The organism is Streptomyces sp. NBC_01283, assembly GCF_041435335.1.
Classification (GTDB): Bacteria; Actinomycetota; Actinomycetes; order Streptomycetales; family Streptomycetaceae; genus Streptomyces.
Genome location: NZ_CP108430.1, coordinates 4,393,763 through 4,413,162, shown reverse-complemented (window position 1 = coordinate 4,413,162; position 19,400 = coordinate 4,393,763). Strand labels below are relative to the sequence as shown.

Below are 19,400 nucleotides of genomic sequence, written 5' to 3'. Positions count from 1 at the left end.
CTCTCGAACATCAGCCCACTAGGGGATAGCCTCCGCCCATGGCTAATGGGCAGTGGTACCCCCCGGAGTGGCCCGACCGTATCCGTGCGCTGAGCAGCGGCGAACTGACGCCGGCGACTCCGCGCCGGGCGGCCACGGTCATGCTCCTGCGGGACTCCGTGACGGGCCCCGCCGTACACATGCTGCGCAGACGCGCCTCCATGGCTTTCGCCGGAGGCGCGTACGCGTATCCGGGCGGCGGCGTGGACCCGCGCGACGACGACCACCTCGTGCGCTGGGCCGGCCCGTCCCTCGCGACGTGGGCGGAGCGCCTCGGGGTGGACGAGCCGGGCGCGCAGGCCATCGTGTGCGCCGCCGTCCGCGAGACGTTCGAGGAGGCGGGCGTGCTGCTCGCCGGGCCGACCCCGTCGACCGTGGTGGGCGACACCACGGGCGACGACTGGGAGGCGGACCGCGAGGCGCTGGTGGCCCGCGACGTCTCCTTCGCGGAGTTCCTCGACCGCCGGGGCCTGGTCCTCCGCAGCGACCTGCTGGCCGCCTGGGCGCGCTGGATCACCCCGGAGTTCGAACCGAAGCGCTACGACACGTTCTTCTTCGTGGCCGCCCTCCCGGAGGGGCAGCGCACCCGCAACGCCTCCACGGAGGCCGACCGTACGGTGTGGATCGCTCCGGGGGAGGCCACCGCGGGGTACGACAAGGGCGACCTCCTGATGATGCCGCCCACCATCGCGACCCTGCGCCAGCTGAGTCCCTACGGGTCGGCCGCGGAGGCCCTGGCCGCCGCCCCGGAGCGCGACCTCACCCCGGTGCTTGCCCAGGCGCGCTTCGAGGGCGGCGAGTTGGTGCTGAGCTGGCCGGGCCACGCCGAATTCACCAAGCACATCCCTACGGGGGGTTCCGCATGACCACGGCCGCGCCTGCCGTGAAGGCCACCCCTGCCACGAGGGGCGTGCCCGCAATGAAGACGACGCCTGCCACGAAGGCGACACCTGCCACGAACCGGACGGGAGCCCTCCCCGCATGACCGAAGCCGCCGCCCTTCCCGGCCAGCCCCGGGGCGGAGTCCTCAGCGGTCCCGCCACCGCCCGCGCGGTCAACGTCCTGGCTCCCAACGCGTCCGCGATGACGCTGGACGGGACCAACACGTGGATCGTGTCCGAGCCGGGCTCAGGGCTCGCGGTCGTCGTCGACCCCGGCCCCCTGGACGACGCACACCTCCAGCACGTCATCGCCACGGCCGAGGAGGCCGGGCAGCGGGTCGCGCTCACCCTCCTCACCCACGGCCACCCGGACCACGCGGAGGGCGCCGCGCGCTTCGCCGAGCTGACCGGAACCAAGGTGCGGGCCCTCGACCCCGCGCTGCGCCTCGGCGACGAGGGCCTCGGCGCGGGTGACGTGATCACCACGGGCGGCCTGGAGCTCCGCGTGGTCCCGACGCCGGGCCACACCGCGGACTCCCTCTGCTTCCATCTCCCGGCCGATCAGGCGGTCCTGACGGGCGACACCGTCCTGGGGCGCGGTACGACGGTCGTGGCGCACCCTGACGGCCGTCTGGGGGACTATCTGGACTCCCTGCGGCGCCTGCGGTCCCTGACGGTCGACGACGGCGTGCACACGGTCCTGCCGGGCCACGGCCCGGTCCTGGAGGACGCCCAGGGCGTCGTCGAGTTCTACCTCGCCCACCGCGCGAACCGCCTGGCCCAGGTCGAGACTGCCGTGGAGAACGGCCACGCGGCCCCGTCGGACGTGGTCGCCCACGTCTACGCGGACGTGGACCGCTCCTTGTGGCCGGCGGCGGAACTGTCGGTGAGGGCGCAACTGGACTACTTGCGTGAACACGGCTTGATCTAGCCGTAACCCAGCTGCGGAAGCACGGATGGGGCCCCGCCGCGGAAACACGGACGGGGTCCAGCCTCCGAGAGGCTGGACCCCATCCACGTAAGAAACAGCGTCAGCGAATCCGCGTCAGCGAGACCCCGTCAGCGTGACCTCTTGGCCAGTCGCTCCACGTCCAGCAGGATCACCGCACGCGCCTCCAGCCGGAGCCAGCCGCGCCCGGCGAAGTCCGCCAGGGCCTTGTTGACCGTCTCGCGGGACGCGCCGACCAACTGGGCCAGCTCCTCCTGCGTGAGGTCGTGCACGACGTGGATGCCCTCTTCGGACTGCACGCCGAAGCGGCGCGACAGGTCCAGAAGGGCGCGGGCCACACGCCCGGGCACGTCGGAGAAGACCAGGTCGGACATCTGGTCGTTCGTCTTGCGCAGGCGCCGGGCAACGGCACGCAGCAGTGCCGCGGCCACCTCGGGCCGTGCGTTCAGCCACGGCTGAAGGTCGCCGTGGCCCAGGCCGAGCAGCTTGACCTCGGTGAGCGCGGAGGCGGTGGCCGTACGCGGACCCGGGTCGAACAGCGAGAGCTCACCGATGAGCTCTCCGGGGCCGAGCACCGCGAGCATGTTCTCGCGCCCGTCGGGTGAGGTGCGGTGAAGCTTCACCTTGCCCTCGGTGACCACATAAAGGCGGTCTCCGGGGTCGCCCTCATGGAAAAGCGCATCCCCGCGCGCGAGCGTCACCTCACTCATGGAGGCGCGGAGCTCCGCGGCCTGCTCGTCATCGAGCGCCGCGAAGAGCGGGGCGCGCCGCAGAACGTCGTCCACGAGTTCTCTCCTTGTCGACCTGCATCAGGGGACCGGGTCCCCATTTTGCCGGACCGTCCAAACAGTGTGATCAGTCACAAGTCTGCCGCACTGGCGTCGCATGCTGTGCGGGAGGGGGCCAATTGGGGGCCGATCCATGGGGTCCGGGGCGGATGTCAGTGTCGGGCTCTAGGCTGGCCGGGTGTCCAAAAAGCCGGTGAGAGCACAGGCCAGGAGGGCCGGGAAGGCGACAGCCAACCCGGATTCCGCTGTGGGCGAACATACTTCCACTGGGCCAGAGAATGCGACAAAAGGGACAAGGGTGCCACCGGTGAGCAAGCCTTCGGAGCGGAAACCAGCCACCGCCGGCGCGGCGAAAACCACCCCGGCCAAGAAGGCCACTCCGGCTGCCAAGAAGGCCGTACCGGCGAAGAGGACCGCCGCGGCCAAGAAGACCACCGCAGCGAAGAAGGCCATCCCGGCCAAGAAGGTCACGGCAGCCCCAAAGGCCACCCCTGCCAAAGCCCCGGCCACCCCGAAGTCCAAGGCTGCCTCCAAAGCCACCTCCAAAGCCGCCCCCGAGTCCCACACCGCCCTCGTCCGCCGGGCCCGCCGCATCAACCGTGAGCTCGCCGAGGTGTACTCGTACGCACACCCCGAGTTGGACTTCGAGAACCCCTTCGAGCTGCTCGTCGCCACGGTTCTCTCCGCGCAGACGACCGACCTGCGGGTGAACCAGACGACCCCGCGCCTCTTCGCCGCGTATCCGACCCCGGAGGACCTCGCCGCCGCGAACCCCGAAGAGGTCGAGGAGTTGATCCGGCCGACCGGGTTCTTCCGGGCGAAGACGAAGTCGATCATGGGGCTCGCCACGGCTCTCAGGGACGACCACGGTGGCGAGGTCCCCGGTCGCATAGAGGACCTGGTCAAGCTGCCCGGCGTAGGACGCAAGACCGCGTTCGTGGTGCTCGGGAACGCCTTCGGGGTCCCCGGCATCACCGTGGACACCCACTTCGGGCGGCTCGTCCGGCGCTGGAAGTGGACCGAGGAGACCGACCCCGTGAAGGTCGAGGCCGCCATCGCCGACCTCTTCCCGAAGAGCGAGTGGACGATGCTCTCGCACCGCGTGATCTTCCACGGCCGCCGGATCTGCCACTCCCGCAAGCCCGCCTGCGGCGCCTGCCCGATCGCCGACCTCTGCCCGTCGTACGGGGAGGGCGAGACCGACCCGGAGAAGGCGAAGAAGCTCCTGAAGTACGAGATGGGCGGCCTGCCGGGCCAGCGTCTGAAGCCCCCGCCGGACTATCCGGGGAAGGCGGCGCCTCCGCTGGGCGCCGCATGAGCGAGGAACCAACCGAGGGTCCACAGGCGTTGTCCACAGTTGGACGGGGGTGCCGATGACGCACGCGAGCGACACGAGCGAGACAACCGACACGAGCGATACGTACATGAGCGACATGAGCGATGGGAACGGCTTCCAGGAGCGGCCCGGCGGCACAGACAGCCCGCACCCCAACGGCACAGGGAGCCCCAACGGACACGTGCGCCTCAGCACCGAAGGACTCCCCGCCTGGCTGGATCCGGTCGCACGCGCGGCCGAGACGGTCCTGCCGACCCAGCTCAGCCGCTTCCTGCCCCCGGAGAGCGGCGCCGGACGCCAGTCCGCCGTACTGATCCTCTTCGGAGAGGGCGCACGCGGCCCCGAGCTGCTTCTGATGGAGCGTTCGGGAAACCTCCGCTCGCACGCGGGACAGCCCTCCTTCCCCGGCGGCTCCCTCGACCCCGAGGACGGCGACCCGATGACGGACGGCCCGCTGCACGCCGCCCTGCGCGAGGCCGAGGAGGAGACCGGGCTCGACCCCCGGGGCGTCCAGATCTTCGGCGTGCTGCCCAAGCTCTTCATCCCGGTGAGCGACTTCGTGGTGACCCCGGTGCTCGGCTGGTGGCGCAGGCCCACGCCCGTCGGCGTCGTCGATCCGGCCGAGACGGCCCGTGTCTTCACGGTCCCCGTGTCCGATCTCACGGATCCCGCGAACCGCGCGACGACGATTCATCCGAGCGGTCACCAAGGCCCGGCGTTCCTCGTCGAGTCTGCTCTGGTCTGGGGTTTTACGGCCGGAGTGATCGACAGAATCCTGCATTTCGCAGGCTGGGAGCGCCCCTGGGACCGCACCAAGCAGGTGCCGCTCGACTGGCGCGCATGACAAGGTTGCGGGGACGTGGCGACCGCGATGCGAGGCGAGGATTGAATCGGTGAACGTGCTGGACATCCTTTTGGTGGTCGCCGCCGTGTGGTTCGCGGTCGTCGGTTATCGCCAGGGATTCGTCGTCGGCATCCTGTCGGTGATCGGTTTTCTGGGCGGCGGACTCGTCGCGGTGTACCTGCTGCCCGTCATCTGGGGCGCCCTCACGGACGACGAGGGGGCGGTGAGCACGACAGCGGCCGTCGTCGCCGTGGTCATCGTGATCGTCTGTGCCTCCATCGGCCAGGCCTTCACCACGCACTTGGGCAACAAGCTCCGCCGGTACATCACTTGGCAGCCCGCCCGCGCCCTGGACGCCACGGGCGGCGCGCTCGTCAACGTACTGGCGATGCTTCTCGTCGCCTGGCTGATCGGCTCCGCCCTCGCGGGCACGACGCTGCCCACGGTCGGCAAGGAAGTACGCAACTCCAAGATCCTGCTGGGCGTCTCGCGCACGCTGCCGAACCAGGCCGACACCTGGTTCGCGGACTTCTCGTCCGTCCTTGCGCGCAACGGCTTCCCACAGGTCTTCAGCCCGTTCTCGAACGAGCCCATCACCGAGGTCCAGGCCCCCGATCCCAAGCTCGCCAAGAGCGCGGTCGCCACGAAGGCCAAGCGCTCCATCGTGAAGGTGCAGGGCGAGGCCCGCGGCTGCGGCAAGGTCCTCGAAGGCACCGGCTTCGTCTTCTCCGACCGCCGCGTGATGACGAACGCGCACGTGGTCGGCGGTGTGGACGAGCCGACGGTGCAGATAGGCGGGGACGGCAGGACGTACGACGCGAAGGTCGTGCTCTACGACTGGGAGCGCGACATCGCCGTACTGGACGTGCCGACCCTCCAGGCGCCCGCGCTGCAGTTCACGTCGAAGGACGCCGCCAGCGGTGACAACGCGATCGTGGCGGGCTTCCCGGAGAACGGCCCGTACGACGTCCGCCCCGCGCGCGTGCGCGGTCGCATCACGGCCAACGGCCCGGACATCTACCACCGGGGCACCGTGCGCCGAGACGTGTACTCGCTCTACGCGACCGTCCGCCAGGGCAACTCCGGCGGCCCGCTGCTCACGCCCGAAGGCAAGGTCTACGGCGTGGTGTTCGCGAAGTCGCTCGACGACCCGGACACCGGCTACGCCCTCACCGCCGACGAGGTCCGCAAGGACATCGAGGCAGGCCGCACCGCCAACCAAGAGGTCGACAGCGAGGGCTGCGCGCTCTAGTCGGCGCGCAGTCGGGGGAGCGGTCGGAGCAGGCGGATCGATCGCGCGTATGCCTCGGCCGAGTCGCGCGTACGCCCTTGGTTCAGTCGCGCGTATGCCTCAGCCGCGCCGAGACCCAGCGGGCCCTGCGGCGCAGGATGTGGGGAATGCCGATGCCCTGAGCAGGGCCTTCATGGCCCGGGTCATGCGGACCGCCCCTCTCACGGCTGTTCAGCGCTGTGGCCGAGCGGCGATTGCGTGCTACGTCACTGTAGTCGTGCGTCCAGCCCATACCCGGACGTGTGCCCGTGCCTCAAGGTCGGTAATCGCGCCCACGGGCCCCAATTGGCCTATGCGGGCGGCAATTGGCCGTTCGAAGGACAGGTGTTCCCCTGATGCTCCCCTGACCCTGCTTCAGGACCTCGCGCAGGACCTCGTTCAGGGCCTCGTTCAGGGCCCCGCGCGGCCTACCGGTCCGGCTCGGGATCCTTCAGCCAGTTCACCAGCTCGGTGGAGAAGGCGACAGGGTCCTCCTCCTGCGGGAAGTGCCCCAGACCGTCGAACAGCCGCCACCGGTAAGGCGCTTCGACGTACTCGCCCGAGCCGGCCGCGCTGCGCGTGCGCATCACGGGGTCCAGCGAGCCGTGCAGATGCAGCGTGGGAACCCGTACGGGGCGCTTCATGCGCCGGTTGAACTGGATGCCGTCAGGACGGGCCATCGACCGCACCATCCAGCGGTACGGCTCGACCGAGCAGTGCGCCGTCGACGGGATCGTCATGGCACGGCGGTACGTCTCCACCGACTCGTCGTCCGGAAGCCGCGGACCCGACCAGTCCCGCACCAGACGCCCCACCAGAGCGGCGTCATCGGCGACGAGTTGACGCTCCGGCACCCACGGCCGCTGGAAGCCCCACACGTACGAGGCCGCGGAGGTCTGCTTCCGGTCCGAAAGCATCGCCGAGCGCCAGCGCCGCGGGTGCGGCATCGAGGAGACGGCGAGGCGGCGCACCAGCTTGGGCCGCATCACGGCCGCCGTCCACGCGAGGTACCCGCCCAGGTCGTGCCCGACGAGCGCGGCATCCGGCTCGCCGAGCGACCGCACGACGCCCGTGATGTCGAGCGCGAGGTTCGCCGGGTCGTAACCGCGCGGCGTACGGTCGCTGCCGCCCACGCCCCGCAGGTCCATCGCGACCGCACGGAAGCCCGCGTCGGCGAGCGCCACCATCTGGTGCCGCCAGGTCCACCAGAACTGCGGAAAGCCGTGCAGGAGCAGCACGAGCGGCCCGTCGCCCATCTCGGCGATGTGGAAACGGGCGCCGTTGGCGGCGACGTCCCGGTGGGTCCACGGTCCTTCGATGCGTACGAGTGACGTCGGTTGGGCCGGATGGGGGGCGGGCGTGGCAGGGTCCGTCATGAAGACGAGCGTGCCACAGCCGAAGCCTTGTCACCGACACGGTCGAGGGTGGCTCCCACGGCGGGCGCGGGGCCCACCGAACGCGGGTGCGGCTTGACGTTCTGCAGTACGGCAGCCGTCTCCTTGGCCGACGCGGCGGCCTTCTGCGGCCCCTTGCCCTTCTTGGCCTTCTTCGCGAAGACGACGCCGATCAGCGCGAGCACCCCCGCGACCAGCACGTTCGCCGCGAAGGAGAGCAGGAAGCAGATCGCCATGTTCCATCCGCTCCAGGTGCGGATGCCGTACGCCAGGGCGAAGCTCAGCATCGGCAGCGAGAAGATCAGCACCGTCCCCGCCGCGGCGAACGCGGCGCCGCCGACCGCACCCCGCTTGACGTCCTGCCGCAGCTGGGCCTTGGCCAGCGCGATCTCGTCGTGCACCAGCGCGGACATCTCGCTGGTCGCCGTGGAGACCAGCTGGCCGAGGCTGCGTTCGGTGCCGACGGGCCCGTCGGGTGCGCTCATCGCTTCTCCCCTTCTCCGTAAGCCTGCGTAAGCCTGCTCACATACGTCTGTTCCGGTACGACCGCTCAGCTCAGTCTGCGCAGTCAAGTCTGCTCAGATCATGCCGGACCCTCGTCATCGGCGCGTGCCCCGGCCGACACTTCGGCAAGCCTGCGGTGCTCGGCGGCTTTCTTTTCGTAGATCGCGGCCATCCGCAGGTGGTACTCCGGCTTGTCCTGTTCGTACACGTCAGGGATGCCGTCGAGGTCGTCGTCGCGCTCCTCGGCGTCGTACAGCGCGCGGTAGCGGGCGTTGCGCACCTTGAGCAGGATCCCGGAGAGCACGGCCGCGATGAGAGAGCCCATCAGGACGGCTGCCTTGATCTCACCGGTGAGCAGCGGGTCCTCGGTGAAGGCGAGTTCACCGATCAGGAGCGAGACGGTGAAGCCGATGCCGGCCAGCGAGGCGACCGCGAACACGTCCGGCCAGGCGAGCTCGTCGTTGAGTTCGGCCTTGGTGAACCGCGCCGCGAGCCAGGTGCCGCCGAAGATGCCGACTGCCTTGCCGACCACGAGCCCGAGGACGACACCGAGTGTCTCCGGCCTGGTGAAGACGTCCCCCAGGGCGCCGCCCGACACCACGACACCGGCGCTGAACAGCGCGAACAGCGGTACGGCGAGTCCTGCGGAGAGGGGGCGCACAAGGTGTTCGATGTGCTCGCCCGGGGAGTGCTCCTCGCCCTCGCGGCGGGTGCAGCGGAGCATCAGGCCCATGGCGACACCGGCGATCGTGGCGTGGATGCCGCTGTTGTACATCAGCCCCCAGATCACCAGGGCCAGCGGAACGTAGACGTACCAGCCGCGTACGCCCTTGCGGAGCAGCAGCCAGAAGACCGCGAGGCCGATGACGGCGCCGCCGAGCGCCGCGAAGTTGAGGTCGCTGGTGAAGAACACCGCGATGATCAGGATCGCGAAGAGGTCGTCGACGACGGCGAGGGTGAGCAGGAAGGCGCGCAGGGCGGACGGCAGCGAGGTGCCGATGACCGCGAGGACGGCGAGCGCGAAGGCGATGTCCGTGGCGGTCGGCACCGCCCAGCCGTCCATGGATCCGCCGCCGACCGTGTTGACCGTGAAGTACACGAGCGCGGGTACGGCCATGCCGCAGAGCGCGGCGACGACGGGCAGCGCGGCGGCCTTGGGGTCGCTCAGATCGCCCGCGACCAGCTCACGCTTGAGTTCGATCCCGGCGACGAAGAAGAAGACGGCGAGCAGTCCGTCGGCCGCCCAGTGCTGGATGGAGAGGTCGAGGCCGAGGGCGCTGGGTCCCAGGTGGAAACCGCTCACGGACGCGTACGAACCGCCGGCGGTGTTCGCCCAGATCAGTGCGGTGACGGCGGCGACGAGGAGGAGGACACCACCGACGGTCTCGGCACGCAGCGCGTTCGCGACGAAGTTCCGCTCGGGCAGCGAGAGCCGTCCGAGGACCTTGCGGTTGTTCTGGGGTGCGTTGCTGGGTGCGGGCGCGGCCACGGGGGTCGACCTCCGGTCGGTAGGCAGGACAAAACACTTGCCGACCAGACTTCCCGGCGCACCCAGATGCTTCGTGTACTTCGTGTCGTGACTTCTTGTCGCGTTGTTGACGCGGTCCTTAGCGTACCTAACGTGTCCTTGGGGTGCGCGAGCCCATCCGGTGATCGTCACTTTATGCGCAAAAGGGCCATCCGGCGCGATGCCGGACGGCCCTTCGGCGCATGGGGCACGAGGTGCCCCGGTGGATCAGTCCTCGCTCGGCGCGGCCGGCAGCTTGGTCTGGATGAGGTCCATCACGGAGGAGTCCGTGAGCGTGGTGACGTCTCCCAGCTCGCGGTTCTCGGCGACGTCCCGGAGCAGGCGCCGCATGATCTTCCCGGACCGCGTCTTCGGCAGCTCGGCCACCGGAAGGACCCGCTTCGGCTTGGCGATCGGCCCCAGGGCCGTGCCCACGTGGTTGCGCAGGTCCGCCACGAGGCCCTCGTCGTCGGCGTTGGCCGTGCCCCGCAGGATCACGAACGCGACGATGGCCTGGCCGGTGGTCTCGTCCGCCGCGCCCACGACCGCCGCCTCGGCGACCGACGGGTGCGAGACGAGCGCCGACTCGACCTCGGTGGTGGAGATGTTGTGCCCGGACACGAGCATCACGTCGTCCACCCGGCCGAGGAGCCAGATGTCGCCGTCGTCGTCCTTCTTGGCGCCGTCACCGGCGAAGTACTTGCCCTCGAAGCGCGACCAGTACGTGTCGATGAAGCGCTGGTCGTCGCCCCAGATGGTCCGCAGCATCGAGGGCCACGGCTCGGTCAGGACGAGGTAGCCGCCACCGCCGTCCGGCACTTCGCGCGCCTCGTCGTCGACGACGGTCGCGGAGATGCCCGGCAGCGCGCGCTGGGCGCTTCCCGGCTTGGTCTCGGTCACGCCCGGCAGCGGCGAGATCATCATCGCGCCGGTCTCGGTCTGCCACCAGGTGTCCACGATGGGGCACGTGTCGGCGCCGATGTTCTTCCGGTACCACATCCAGGCCTCGGGGTTGATCGGCTCACCGACCGACCCGAGGACCCGCAGGCTGCTGAGGTCGAACTTCGCGGGGATGTCGTCGCCCCACTTCATGAACGTACGGATCGCCGTCGGCGCCGTGTAGAGGATCGTCACGCCGTACTTCTGGACGATCTCCCAGAAGCGCCCCTGGTGCGGGGTGTCGGGCGTGCCCTCGTACATGACCTGCGTCGCGCCGTTCGCCAGCGGGCCGTACGTGATGTACGAGTGCCCGGTGACCCAGCCGATGTCGGCCGTGCACCAGTAGACGTCGGTCTCCGGCTTGAGGTCGAAGACGGCGTGGTGGGTGTACGCGGCCTGCGTCAGATAGCCGCCGGAGGTGTGGAGGATGCCCTTCGGCTTACCCGTCGTGCCCGACGTGTAGAGGATGAAGAGCGGGTTCTCGGCGTCGAAGGCCTCGGGCGTGTGCTCGGCGGACTGGCGCTCGGTGAGCTCGTGCCACCACACGTCACGGCCCTCGGTCCACGCCACGTCCTGGCCGGTGCGGCGCACGACGAGGACGTGCTCGACGGAGCTCCCCTCGCGCGACACGGCGTCGTCGACCGCGGGCTTCAGGGCGGCGGGCTTGCCCCTGCGGTAGCCGCCGTCGGAGGTGATGACGACCTTGGCGTCGGCGTCCTTCACGCGCGTGGCGATGGCGTCGGCGGAGAACCCGCCGAAGACCACGGAGTGCGCGGCGCCGATGCGGGCACAGGCCAGCATCGACACGACGGCCTCGGGGATCATCGGCAGATAGACGGCGACGCGGTCGCCCTGCCGGACGCCGAGCTCGGTCAGCGCGTTGGCGGCCCGGCTCACCTCGTCCTTGAGCTCGGCATAGGTGATGGCCCGGCTGTCGCCGGGCTCACCCTCGAAGTGGATCGCCACACGGTCGCCGTTCCCGGCCTCCACATGGCGGTCCACGCAGTTGTACGCGACGTTGAGCTTCCCGTCGGCGAACCACTTCGCGAACGGCGGGTTCGACCAGTCGAGCGTCTCGGTCGGTTCAGTGGCCCAGGTCAGCCGGCGGGCCTGCTCGGCCCAGAAGCCGAGTCGGTCAGCCTTGGCCTGTTCGTACGCCTCCGCGGTGACGTTGGCGTTGGCCGCCAGGTCGGCCGGCGGCGCGAACCTTCGCTCTTCCTTAAGAAGGTTGGCCAGGCTTTCGTTGCTCACGACATCTCCCATTCCCAGGGTGTCCGTTGTGTCCAAAGCCACAGCTCATCAGACCCGAACCCCTGGTGACAAGAGGCTGCCGAAAATTGGTTTAGACCTTTACTCGGGTGGGCGGCTCCTCGCGGGGTGTTCCCTGCTGCGGTGACGGCGTCACCTGGTCGAATACGTCGTCCGGACTCTCCGTCAGGAGATAGGCCTGCGCCTCGCCGACGTGGAAGTACATGCCGTGCAGTTCGAGGGAGCCCTCGGCCATGCGCCGCGCCACGGCCTCGTGCCCGCGCAGGTGCTCCAGCTGCTGGACCACGTTGGTCAGACAGAGCTGCTCGACGGCGTCGGCAGGTGCCCGCCCGGCCAGCCGCGCCCAGCCCTCGTCCTCGTGGGCCGCCATGCGCTCAAGGCTCGGCATGCCGTGCCGCAGCCACCGCTTCAGGGGCGTCTGGGTGCCCCCGGGCGGCGTGGTGAGCAGCGCCTGCATCGCCCCGCACCCGGAGTGCCCGCACACGGTGATGGACCGCACCTTCAGTACGTCCACCGCGTACTCGATCGCCGCGGCCACCGAGTCGTCGCCGCTCTCGGCGCCCGGCAGCGGCACCAGGTTCCCGACGTTGCGTACGACGAAGAGGTCGCCGGGGCCGCTCGACGTGATCATCGACGTGACGAGCCGGGAGTCGGCGCAGGTCAGGAAGAGCTGCGAGGGCTGCTGTCCGTCGCGTGCGAGCCGGGCCAGCTCCCCTCGCACATGCGGCGCCGTGTTCCGCTGGAACGCGCTGATGCCGCTCTCCAGTTGGTGCGCGCTGGGCCGTCCCTCGCCATGGTGTGCTTCCTGGGGCCGGTCGCAGTGGTGGTTGCGCCAGGCCGTCCAGGGCCGGCAGCAGGAGTGCGACGCGCTGGCGGGCTCGGCGATGCGCGTCCCGGCGCGCCCGGTCACCTCGACGGTGCCGCCCTGCGCGGTGTGCGCGTCCTGCCAGCACTGCAGCGCTTCGAACGCCGCGTGGTCCATGAACGATCCGTCCAACTCGACGATGGTGGACGCCCCGTGGGGCACGAGATGCAGCGCCCTGCTGAGGCGCGGCACGGCGAGGAAGGTCAGCTGCCCGCGCACGCGCACGTGGTGGACCCCGTCCTCCTCGGTGTGGGTGATCCGGGTGCGGGCGAGGCGGTGCAGCGCGACGGCCACGGCCACGGCGACGCCGAGCATCACGCCTTCGAGCACCCCGAAGCAGATCACGCCGAGGATCGTGGCGGAGTACACGAGGATCTCGCGGTGGCGGGTGATGGTGCGGATGTGGTTCAGGTTCACCATCTGGATGCCGACCGCCATCACCAGGGCGGCGAGCGCGGCGAGCGGGATCAGCTCCAGCAGAGGGACCATCAGGGCGGCGGCCAGTACTACCCAAACGCCGTGCAGCATCGTGGAGTTCCGGCTGACGGCACCGGCCCGCACATTGGCCACGCTGCGCACCGCGACCCCGGCGACCGGGAGCCCGCCGAGCGCTCCGGACACGGCGTTGGCGGCACCCTGGCCCAGCAGCTCGCGGTTGAGGTCGGAGCGGATGCCGCCGGCCCGCGGATCGCGCCGCCCGGAGACGAGCTTGTCCACGGCGACGGCGCCGAGCAGTGACTGCACGCTGCAGACCAGCGTGACGGTGAGGACGGCGGCGACGAGCCCGAGAACGGGCCCTCGGGGCAGGCCTGCCAGGGCGTGACTGCTCCACGACGGCAGGTCGACCTTGGCCACGCTCAGCCCGGCGACCGCGGCGACGGCCGTCGCTACGGCGACGGAGACCAGGGGGGCCGGTACGACACGCAGGGCTCTGCCCGCACGGCCCGGGATCCGGGGCCAGAGCAGCAGCACCGCGAGGGTCAGCACGCTGATGGACAGCGCGGACGGCTGCGGCTTCGCCAACTGGGCGGGCAGCGCACGGAGGTTGTCGAGCACGGCGCTCTGCGGGGTCCCGCCGAGCACGATGTGCAGCTGGGCTACGGCGATGGTGACCCCGATGCCGGCCAGCATGCCGTGCACGACGGCGGGGCTGACGGCCAGCGCCGAGCGGGCCACGCGCAGGCAGCCGAGGCCCAGTTGGGCGATTCCGGCCAGGACGGTGATGGCGCAGGTGGTCCGCCAGCCGTACTGGTGGATGAGGTCGGCGGTGACGACCGTGAGCCCTGCGGCGGGGCCACTGACCTGCAGCGGCGATCCGCCGATCCATCCGGCGACCAGACCGCCGACGGCGGCGGCGACGAGGCCTGCCTGGAGCGGCGCTCCGGTGGCGAGCGCGATACCGAGGGACAGGGGCAGGGCGATCAGGAAGACGGCGATCGACGCGGACACGTCGGCGCCGGCGATGCGGAACTTACGGATCTTGCGGAACTTGCCGGGCGGCGGCCCGTGGGGCTCGTGGTCGCGTGAGGCGTGGGCCGAGTCGGTGGCATGGGTGGGGACGCAGGCAGACATGGTTTCCCGTCTCCTCCGGGGCAGCGCGGTCGCGGAACTAGGGGTCCTCCGGGGGTCTCCGGAGGGCGGGTCGCGGCCGTGGGTCACGGCGTTGCAGCGGCGGGATATCTCAACTCTCGGTAAATGAATCGTAATGGAGAGTAAAGGTCTCGGATAGACAAGTGGAGCAAATGGGGCACTAGATCACCCTGAAGGGTGAATAAAGCTATTCATCGGCTTGTCGGAACGTCTGCCCGGAGTCTCCGTGCGACGTTGGCGGCGCTGTGGGTCATTACCGGGCAAATACTGCTCAATCGTCCCCGGTGATGACACCTGAAGCGCGCCCTCGTGGGCTCCCCGCAGCGCCTCTGCGGGGAGTGCCCCGATTCGAAGCCGACTGAAGGAAGAAGGTGGGCGGAAGATGGCCGCCACCCAGAGGATCCACCGGATCGCCGCGGGCATCGCCGCCCTCGTGGCATGCGCCGCCGCACTGGCCGGTTGCTCGCACGGCGACACCGGCGCCAAGCCGGGCGCACCGGGCGCCAAGAAGGCAGCCCCCGCCCAGGCCCCCAAGAGTGCGGTCCGCTTGATCGGTGACGGCTCCACCGCCTTCACCGGCCGGCAGCCGCACCTGCCCGAGCCCGCCCGTCTGAGACCCGGCCAGAAGCCGCCCCAGTTCGTCGTCTTCTCCTGGGACGGCGCCGGCGAGGACAGTCAGAAACTCTTCTCGCACTTCCGCAAGGTGGCCAAGCGGAACAACGCCACGATGACGTACTTCCTCAGCGGCGTGTACATGCTCCCCGAGTCGAAGCGGAAGCTCTACGACCCGCCGCAGCACCTGTCCGGCAGTTCGGACATCGGCTTCAACGACCGCAAGGGAATCAAGGACACCGTGGACCAGCTCCGCGGCGCCTGGCTCGAGGGCAACGAGGTCGGCACCCACTTCAACGGCCACTTCTGCGGCACCAGCGGCGGCGTGGGCCAGTGGTCGGTCGCCGACTGGAAGAGCGAGATCAACCAGGCCAAGTCCTTCGTGAAGGGCTGGAAGACGAACACGGGCACGAAGAAGGCGCAGCCGCTGCCCTTCGACTACGACAAGGAACTCATCGGCGCCCGCACGCCCTGCCTGGAAGGCCAGAAGAACTTCATGCGGGCGGCCCGCGACCTGGGCTTCCGCTACGACACCAGCGGCGTGAACAACCAGGTCTGGCCCAAGAAGAAGGAAGGTCTCTGGGACCTGTCGATGCAGCTGGTCCCCGTCCCCGGCCGCAAGTTCGAGACGCTGACCATGGACTACAACTTCATGGTGAACCAGTCGGGCACGACGTCCCAGGGCGACCCCGACAAGCACGAGTACTGGGGTGACCAGATGCGCGACGGCCTGCTCCAGGGCTTCGACCGCGCCTACAAGGGCAACCGCGCCCCGCTGATCATCGGCAACCACTTCGAGTCCTGGAACGGCGGCACGTACATGCGCGCCATCGAGGAGACGATCGAGTCGGTCTGCACCAAGCGCGACGTGCGCTGTGTCTCCTTCCGCCAACTCGCCGACTGGCTCGACGCCCAGGACCCGCAGACCGTGGAACGCCTCACCAAGCTCCCGGTCGGCAAGGCACCGAAGGAGGGCTGGGCATCCTTCCTCTCCGCCCAGCCCGCCCCGGCCCCGAAGGGCGTCCCGGGAGCCCCGGCAGCCAAGCCGTAGTCGTCAGGCGCTCTGCGGCTGTGACTCGCGCAGGACGAACGTGGGGTCGACCTGGCCGGCCAGGTCGGCGCCCGTTCGTTCGTTGCCCCAGCTCTGGGCGTTCTTCAGGTGGAAGTGGACCATCTGGCGGGTGTAGCGGTCCCAGTCCCTGCGGTCGTACGAGGTGTCGACGGCGCTCTGAAGTGCCTGCAGGGAAAGGCGGTTGGCGTCCTCCAGGAGCTCGAACCGGGGCGGGCGGCCCTTCTCCATGGCGCGCACCCAGTCCGAGTGCCCGACCGTCACCAGGAGGTCGTCGCCGACCTGCTCGCGCAGGAAGTCGATGTCGTCCTGGCCCTGCACCTTGTTGCCGACGACCTTGAGGTCGACGCCGAAGTCCCGCGCGTATTCCTTGTACTGGCGATAGACGGAGACCCCCTTCCGGGTCGGCTCGGCAACCAGGAACGTCATGTCGAAGCGGGTGAACATGCCGGACGCGAAGGAGTCCGAACCTGCGGTCATGTCCACGACCGCGTACTCGTCGCGTCCGTCGACCAGGTGGTTCAGGAACAGCTCCACCGCCCCCGTCTTGGAGTGGTAGCAGGCGACACCGAGATCGGCTTCGGTGAACGGCCCGGTCACCATCAAACGCACGGCCGCGTCGTCGAGTTCCACCGGCCGCGCACACGCGTCGTACACCGGGTTGTCCTCGCGCACCCGCAGGATCCGCGAGCCCTCGCCGGGCGGCGTCGTCTTGATCATCGTGTCGGCGGAGGCGATCCGCGGGTTCGAGCCCCGCAGATAGTCCTTGATCAGGGGGAGCCGCGCGCCCATGGCCGGCAGCGCGGCAGCGTCCGCCTCGTCGAGGCCGAGCGCGGGACCCAGGTGCTGGTTGATGTCGGCGTCCACCGCGAGGACCGGTGCTCCGGTGGCGGCGAGGTGTCGGATGAACAGCGAGGACAGCGTGGTCTTGCCGCTGCCGCCCTTCCCTACGAAAGCGATTTTCATAGTCACCAAGAGTAGTGGCACGATCACGTGACGTATCGATGCGGCGTGAAGAAGACCACTCCTTCGTGGGGCGGGCGCCCGGGGTGCGTAGGGTCGTACTCATGAGTACGACAGCCGATCCGCTCGCGGCCCTGGGCGCACTGCCCGGCGTGGCCGACTCCGTGGACTCCGTGCGCAAGGCCGTGGACCGCGTCTACGGCCACCGGATCATGCGGCGCCGCAGCAATGAGATCACCTCCGAGGCCGCGCTGCGCGGCGCGCGCGGCTCGGCGGCGCTCTCCGGTGCCGACTGGGCACTCGAAGAGGTCCGCCGCCGCAGCGACTTCAGCGGCGGCGGCGAGGCCCGCACGATCGGCGCGGCCCTGCGGCTGACGGCGGAGGCGGGCCAACTCCTGTCCATCTGGCGGCAGTCACCGCTCCGGGTCCTCGCGCGCCTCCATCTGGTGGCCGCCGCGGAGAACGACGAGGCGGCGGGCCGGCCGCGCCTGGCCGGTGAGCCGGTGGACGAGCCGCTGGTCGAGCTGGATGTGCCGGACTCCGACGAGGTGGCGGGCCGCCTGGAGGGCCTGTCGCGGCTGATCATCGCGGGCGGCTCCGCACCGGCCCTCGTGACGGCGGCCGTGGTGCACGGCGAGCTGCTCAGCCTGCGCCCCTTCGGCTCGCACAACGGTCTGGTGGCGCGGGCCGCCGAGCGCATCGTCCTGGTGGGCAGCGGGCTCGACCCGAAGTCCGTCTGCCCTGCCGAGGCGGGCCACGCGGAGCAGGGGCGTGCGGCCTACGTGGGGGCGCTCGACGGCTACGCGTCCGGGACGCCGGAGGGGATGGCCGCCTGGATCGCCCACTGCGGGCGTGCGGTCGAGCTGGGGGTCAGGGAGTCCACGGCGGTCTGCGAGGCGATGCAGCGCGGCGCGGCCTGAGGCGCCTTCGAAGAGGCGTTACGAGGAGACGAAGAGGCCCTGACACAGGGATGCGGCGGTACGAGAACTCGTACCGCCGCTGGCATGTTCACCGGGTTACCAAGCGTCCTCGAAAGTTGCCCATCAGGTCGGGAACTTAGCCCGTCACCTGGTGCGGCTGGCCCGTAATCGACGGGTCGACGTCGCGTGGGTGCTCGATGTTCATGCTTCGGTCCGTGGGGCCTTTTGCGTTTAAAGGTAATCCTCTCGGATGTCCTTGGTCTCGCGGGCCGTTGACTCCTTTGTACTCCTGTCCTGGGGTAAGCGGAAGTGCTGGCACTACTTCTTTACTTTTAGGTTCAAACAAGGGTGAATCGGGCGCGGGAAGTCCGTCGGCGACTCGCGAACCACACGAGCCCCGCCGTGGCCGCCGCGGCACCCACCGCAGCCACCGCCACGAGTGCCGGCCGGGATGGTGCCGGGCGCCTCTTCTTGAGCCGCACCGGGCGATGGAAGTCGAGAATCGGCCACCCGCGCGCGATGGCCTCCCGGCGCAATGCCCGATCCGGGTTGACCGCGTGCGGAAACCCCACGGATTCGAGCATCGGAAGGTCGGTCGCCGAGTCGCTGTAGGCGTGGCAGCGGTCGAGGTCGTACCCCTCGGATTCCGCGAGCTCCTTGATCGCGGTCGCCTTTGTGGGGCCATATGCGTAGTACTCCACCTCGCCGGTGAAGCAGCCGTCGTCGCCGACCACCATCCGGGTCGCCACCACGCGGTCCGCCCCGAGGAGTTCGCCGATCGGCTCGACGACCTCGGCTCCCGAGGTGGAGACGATGACGACGTCCCGGCCCGCGGTGTGGTGCTCCTCGATGAGGGACGCGGCTTCGTCGTAGATGATCGGGTCGATCAGGTCGTGCAGGGTCTCGGCGACGATCTCCTTGACCTGCTGCACGTTCCATCCGCGGCAGAGCGCGGACAGGTACTCGCGCATCCGCTCCATCTGGTCGTGATCGGCTCCGCCCGCGAGGAAGACGAACTGTGCATATGCGGTTCGGAGAACCGCCCTGCGGTTGATCAGGCCGCCTTGGTAGAACGACTTGCTGAAGGTGAGAGTGCTCGACTTCGCAATGACCGTCTTGTCCAGGTCAAAGAAGGCGGCTGCGCGGGGCAAGGAGTGGTTTTCCACGAGCCCGAGCATAGGCGCCCACCATTCGGCGTAAGGTGAGGCGCGTGGGTTTGCCTGAGAAGGCTCTCGGGTACACCATGGAAGTCACGGATCGTTCGCGACCGTGCTAACCCGGTCTGGCTCCTCCCCCCCCGAGTCGGACCGTGGGGACGACCCCCGCTCTCCCCCCCGGCGGGGGTCGTCGCATGTCCGGATGGGTTTCCCGGACCTCTTCCGACCCTCATCTGATCGCCTGGCGCCTTCCGGTAGCCGTTTCGGCGATCTTTCCGCATCTTCAAGATCCGTCACTGTGCGTAGTTGTCAGGCTGCGCTGCGGAAGTCTTCGAGATGTCACTGGTATGGGTGAAGGGGATATTCACAGTCCCCGCCTTGTCCACAGTTATTGACCAAGATCCACACGTTATCCCGGGTCGCTGCACGCTGATTCTGCTCGTTCTGCACGCGAAGTTCATGGCCGGATTGCTTTGGCCCGCTCATCGCTGATGTGGAACGCGG

General features: G+C 69.6%; 16 protein-coding genes. 7 read left to right on the top strand and 9 right to left on the bottom strand.

Features of this window, described 5'->3' with window-relative positions; all coding sequences use genetic code 11:
• Window positions 1-38: 38 nt before the first annotated feature.
• Both OG302_RS20020 and OG302_RS20015 read left to right on the top strand, forming a co-directional pair.
• A complete protein-coding gene (locus tag OG302_RS20020) occupies window positions 39-905 on the top strand; it encodes an NUDIX hydrolase (RefSeq protein WP_371528029.1) in 867 nt (288 codons plus the stop codon).
• A gap of 115 nt (window positions 906-1,020) precedes the next feature.
• Complete coding sequence (locus OG302_RS20015; protein ID WP_371528028.1) at window positions 1,021-1,851, top strand: MBL fold metallo-hydrolase; 831 nt, start codon at window positions 1,021-1,023, stop codon at window positions 1,849-1,851.
• A 128-nt stretch (window positions 1,852-1,979) separates the two neighbouring features.
• Here the strand turns inward: OG302_RS20015 and OG302_RS20010 are convergent, their stop codons facing one another.
• A complete protein-coding gene (locus OG302_RS20010) occupies window positions 1,980-2,654 on the bottom strand; it encodes a Crp/Fnr family transcriptional regulator (protein ID WP_016642758.1) in 675 nt (224 codons plus the stop codon).
• 301 nt (window positions 2,655-2,955) lie between these two features.
• On the opposite strand from OG302_RS20010, the gene nth reads away from it, so the two are divergent.
• The 3 genes from nth (at window position 2,956) to OG302_RS19995 (ending at window position 6,089) form a co-directional block, all read left to right on the top strand.
• Window positions 2,956-3,975, top strand: a complete 1,020-nt coding sequence (gene nth / locus OG302_RS20005) for an endonuclease III (RefSeq protein ID WP_371528027.1) — start codon at window positions 2,956-2,958, stop codon at window positions 3,973-3,975.
• A gap of 106 nt (window positions 3,976-4,081) precedes the next feature.
• Window positions 4,082-4,837, top strand: a complete 756-nt coding sequence (locus OG302_RS20000; protein WP_371750177.1) for a CoA pyrophosphatase — start codon at window positions 4,082-4,084, stop codon at window positions 4,835-4,837.
• 49 nt (window positions 4,838-4,886) lie between these two features.
• Window positions 4,887-6,089 carry a MarP family serine protease gene (locus OG302_RS19995; RefSeq protein ID WP_371528026.1) on the top strand — a complete coding sequence of 401 codons (1,203 nt, stop codon included), beginning with the start codon at window positions 4,887-4,889 and terminating at the stop codon, window positions 6,087-6,089.
• A gap of 82 nt (window positions 6,090-6,171) precedes the next feature.
• Here the strand turns inward: OG302_RS19995 and OG302_RS19990 are convergent, their stop codons facing one another.
• The 6 genes from OG302_RS19990 to OG302_RS19965 all read right to left on the bottom strand — a co-directional run bounded on the left by OG302_RS19990 (window position 6,172) and on the right by OG302_RS19965 (window position 14,157).
• Window positions 6,172-6,360: a hypothetical protein gene (locus OG302_RS19990; RefSeq protein ID WP_371528025.1), complete on the bottom strand. Its 189-nt coding sequence runs from the start codon at window positions 6,358-6,360 to the stop codon at window positions 6,172-6,174.
• A 175-nt stretch (window positions 6,361-6,535) separates the two neighbouring features.
• The gene (locus OG302_RS19985; protein ID WP_363310253.1) at window positions 6,536-7,483 is read right to left on the bottom strand and encodes an alpha/beta hydrolase; all 948 of its coding nucleotides are present in this window, start codon (window positions 7,481-7,483) and stop codon (window positions 6,536-6,538) included.
• The gene (locus tag OG302_RS19980; RefSeq protein WP_371528024.1) at window positions 7,480-7,986 is read right to left on the bottom strand and encodes a phage holin family protein; all 507 of its coding nucleotides are present in this window, start codon (window positions 7,984-7,986) and stop codon (window positions 7,480-7,482) included. Before OG302_RS19980 ends, OG302_RS19985 begins: the two co-directional genes overlap by 4 nt.
• A gap of 98 nt (window positions 7,987-8,084) precedes the next feature.
• Window positions 8,085-9,494, bottom strand: coding sequence for a Na+/H+ antiporter NhaA (gene nhaA, locus OG302_RS19975; RefSeq protein ID WP_371528023.1), 1,410 nt, complete (start codon window positions 9,492-9,494; stop codon window positions 8,085-8,087).
• A 246-nt stretch (window positions 9,495-9,740) separates the two neighbouring features.
• Window positions 9,741-11,744 carry an acetate--CoA ligase gene (gene acs / locus OG302_RS19970; protein WP_371528022.1) on the bottom strand — a complete coding sequence of 668 codons (2,004 nt, stop codon included), beginning with the start codon at window positions 11,742-11,744 and terminating at the stop codon, window positions 9,741-9,743.
• 49 nt (window positions 11,745-11,793) lie between these two features.
• Window positions 11,794-14,157 (bottom strand): bifunctional SulP family inorganic anion transporter/carbonic anhydrase, encoded by a 2,364-nt coding sequence (locus OG302_RS19965; protein ID WP_371528021.1) that lies wholly within the window; start codon window positions 14,155-14,157, stop codon window positions 11,794-11,796.
• Between the two features lie 400 nt (window positions 14,158-14,557).
• On the opposite strand from OG302_RS19965, the gene OG302_RS19960 reads away from it, so the two are divergent.
• Window positions 14,558-15,838 (top strand): hypothetical protein, encoded by a 1,281-nt coding sequence (locus tag OG302_RS19960; protein ID WP_371528020.1) that lies wholly within the window; start codon window positions 14,558-14,560, stop codon window positions 15,836-15,838.
• Between the two features lie 3 nt (window positions 15,839-15,841).
• On the opposite strand, the gene OG302_RS19955 is transcribed toward OG302_RS19960, so the two are convergent.
• A complete protein-coding gene (locus OG302_RS19955; RefSeq protein WP_371528019.1) occupies window positions 15,842-16,822 on the bottom strand; it encodes an ATP-binding protein in 981 nt (326 codons plus the stop codon).
• 101 nt (window positions 16,823-16,923) lie between these two features.
• On the opposite strand from OG302_RS19955, the gene OG302_RS19950 reads away from it, so the two are divergent.
• Complete coding sequence (locus tag OG302_RS19950) at window positions 16,924-17,739, top strand: oxidoreductase (RefSeq protein ID WP_371528018.1); 816 nt, start codon at window positions 16,924-16,926, stop codon at window positions 17,737-17,739.
• Between the two features lie 338 nt (window positions 17,740-18,077).
• Here the strand turns inward: OG302_RS19950 and OG302_RS19945 are convergent, their stop codons facing one another.
• Complete coding sequence (locus OG302_RS19945; protein WP_371528017.1) at window positions 18,078-18,917, bottom strand: HAD family hydrolase; 840 nt, start codon at window positions 18,915-18,917, stop codon at window positions 18,078-18,080.
• Between the last annotated feature and the right edge of the window lie 483 nt (window positions 18,918-19,400).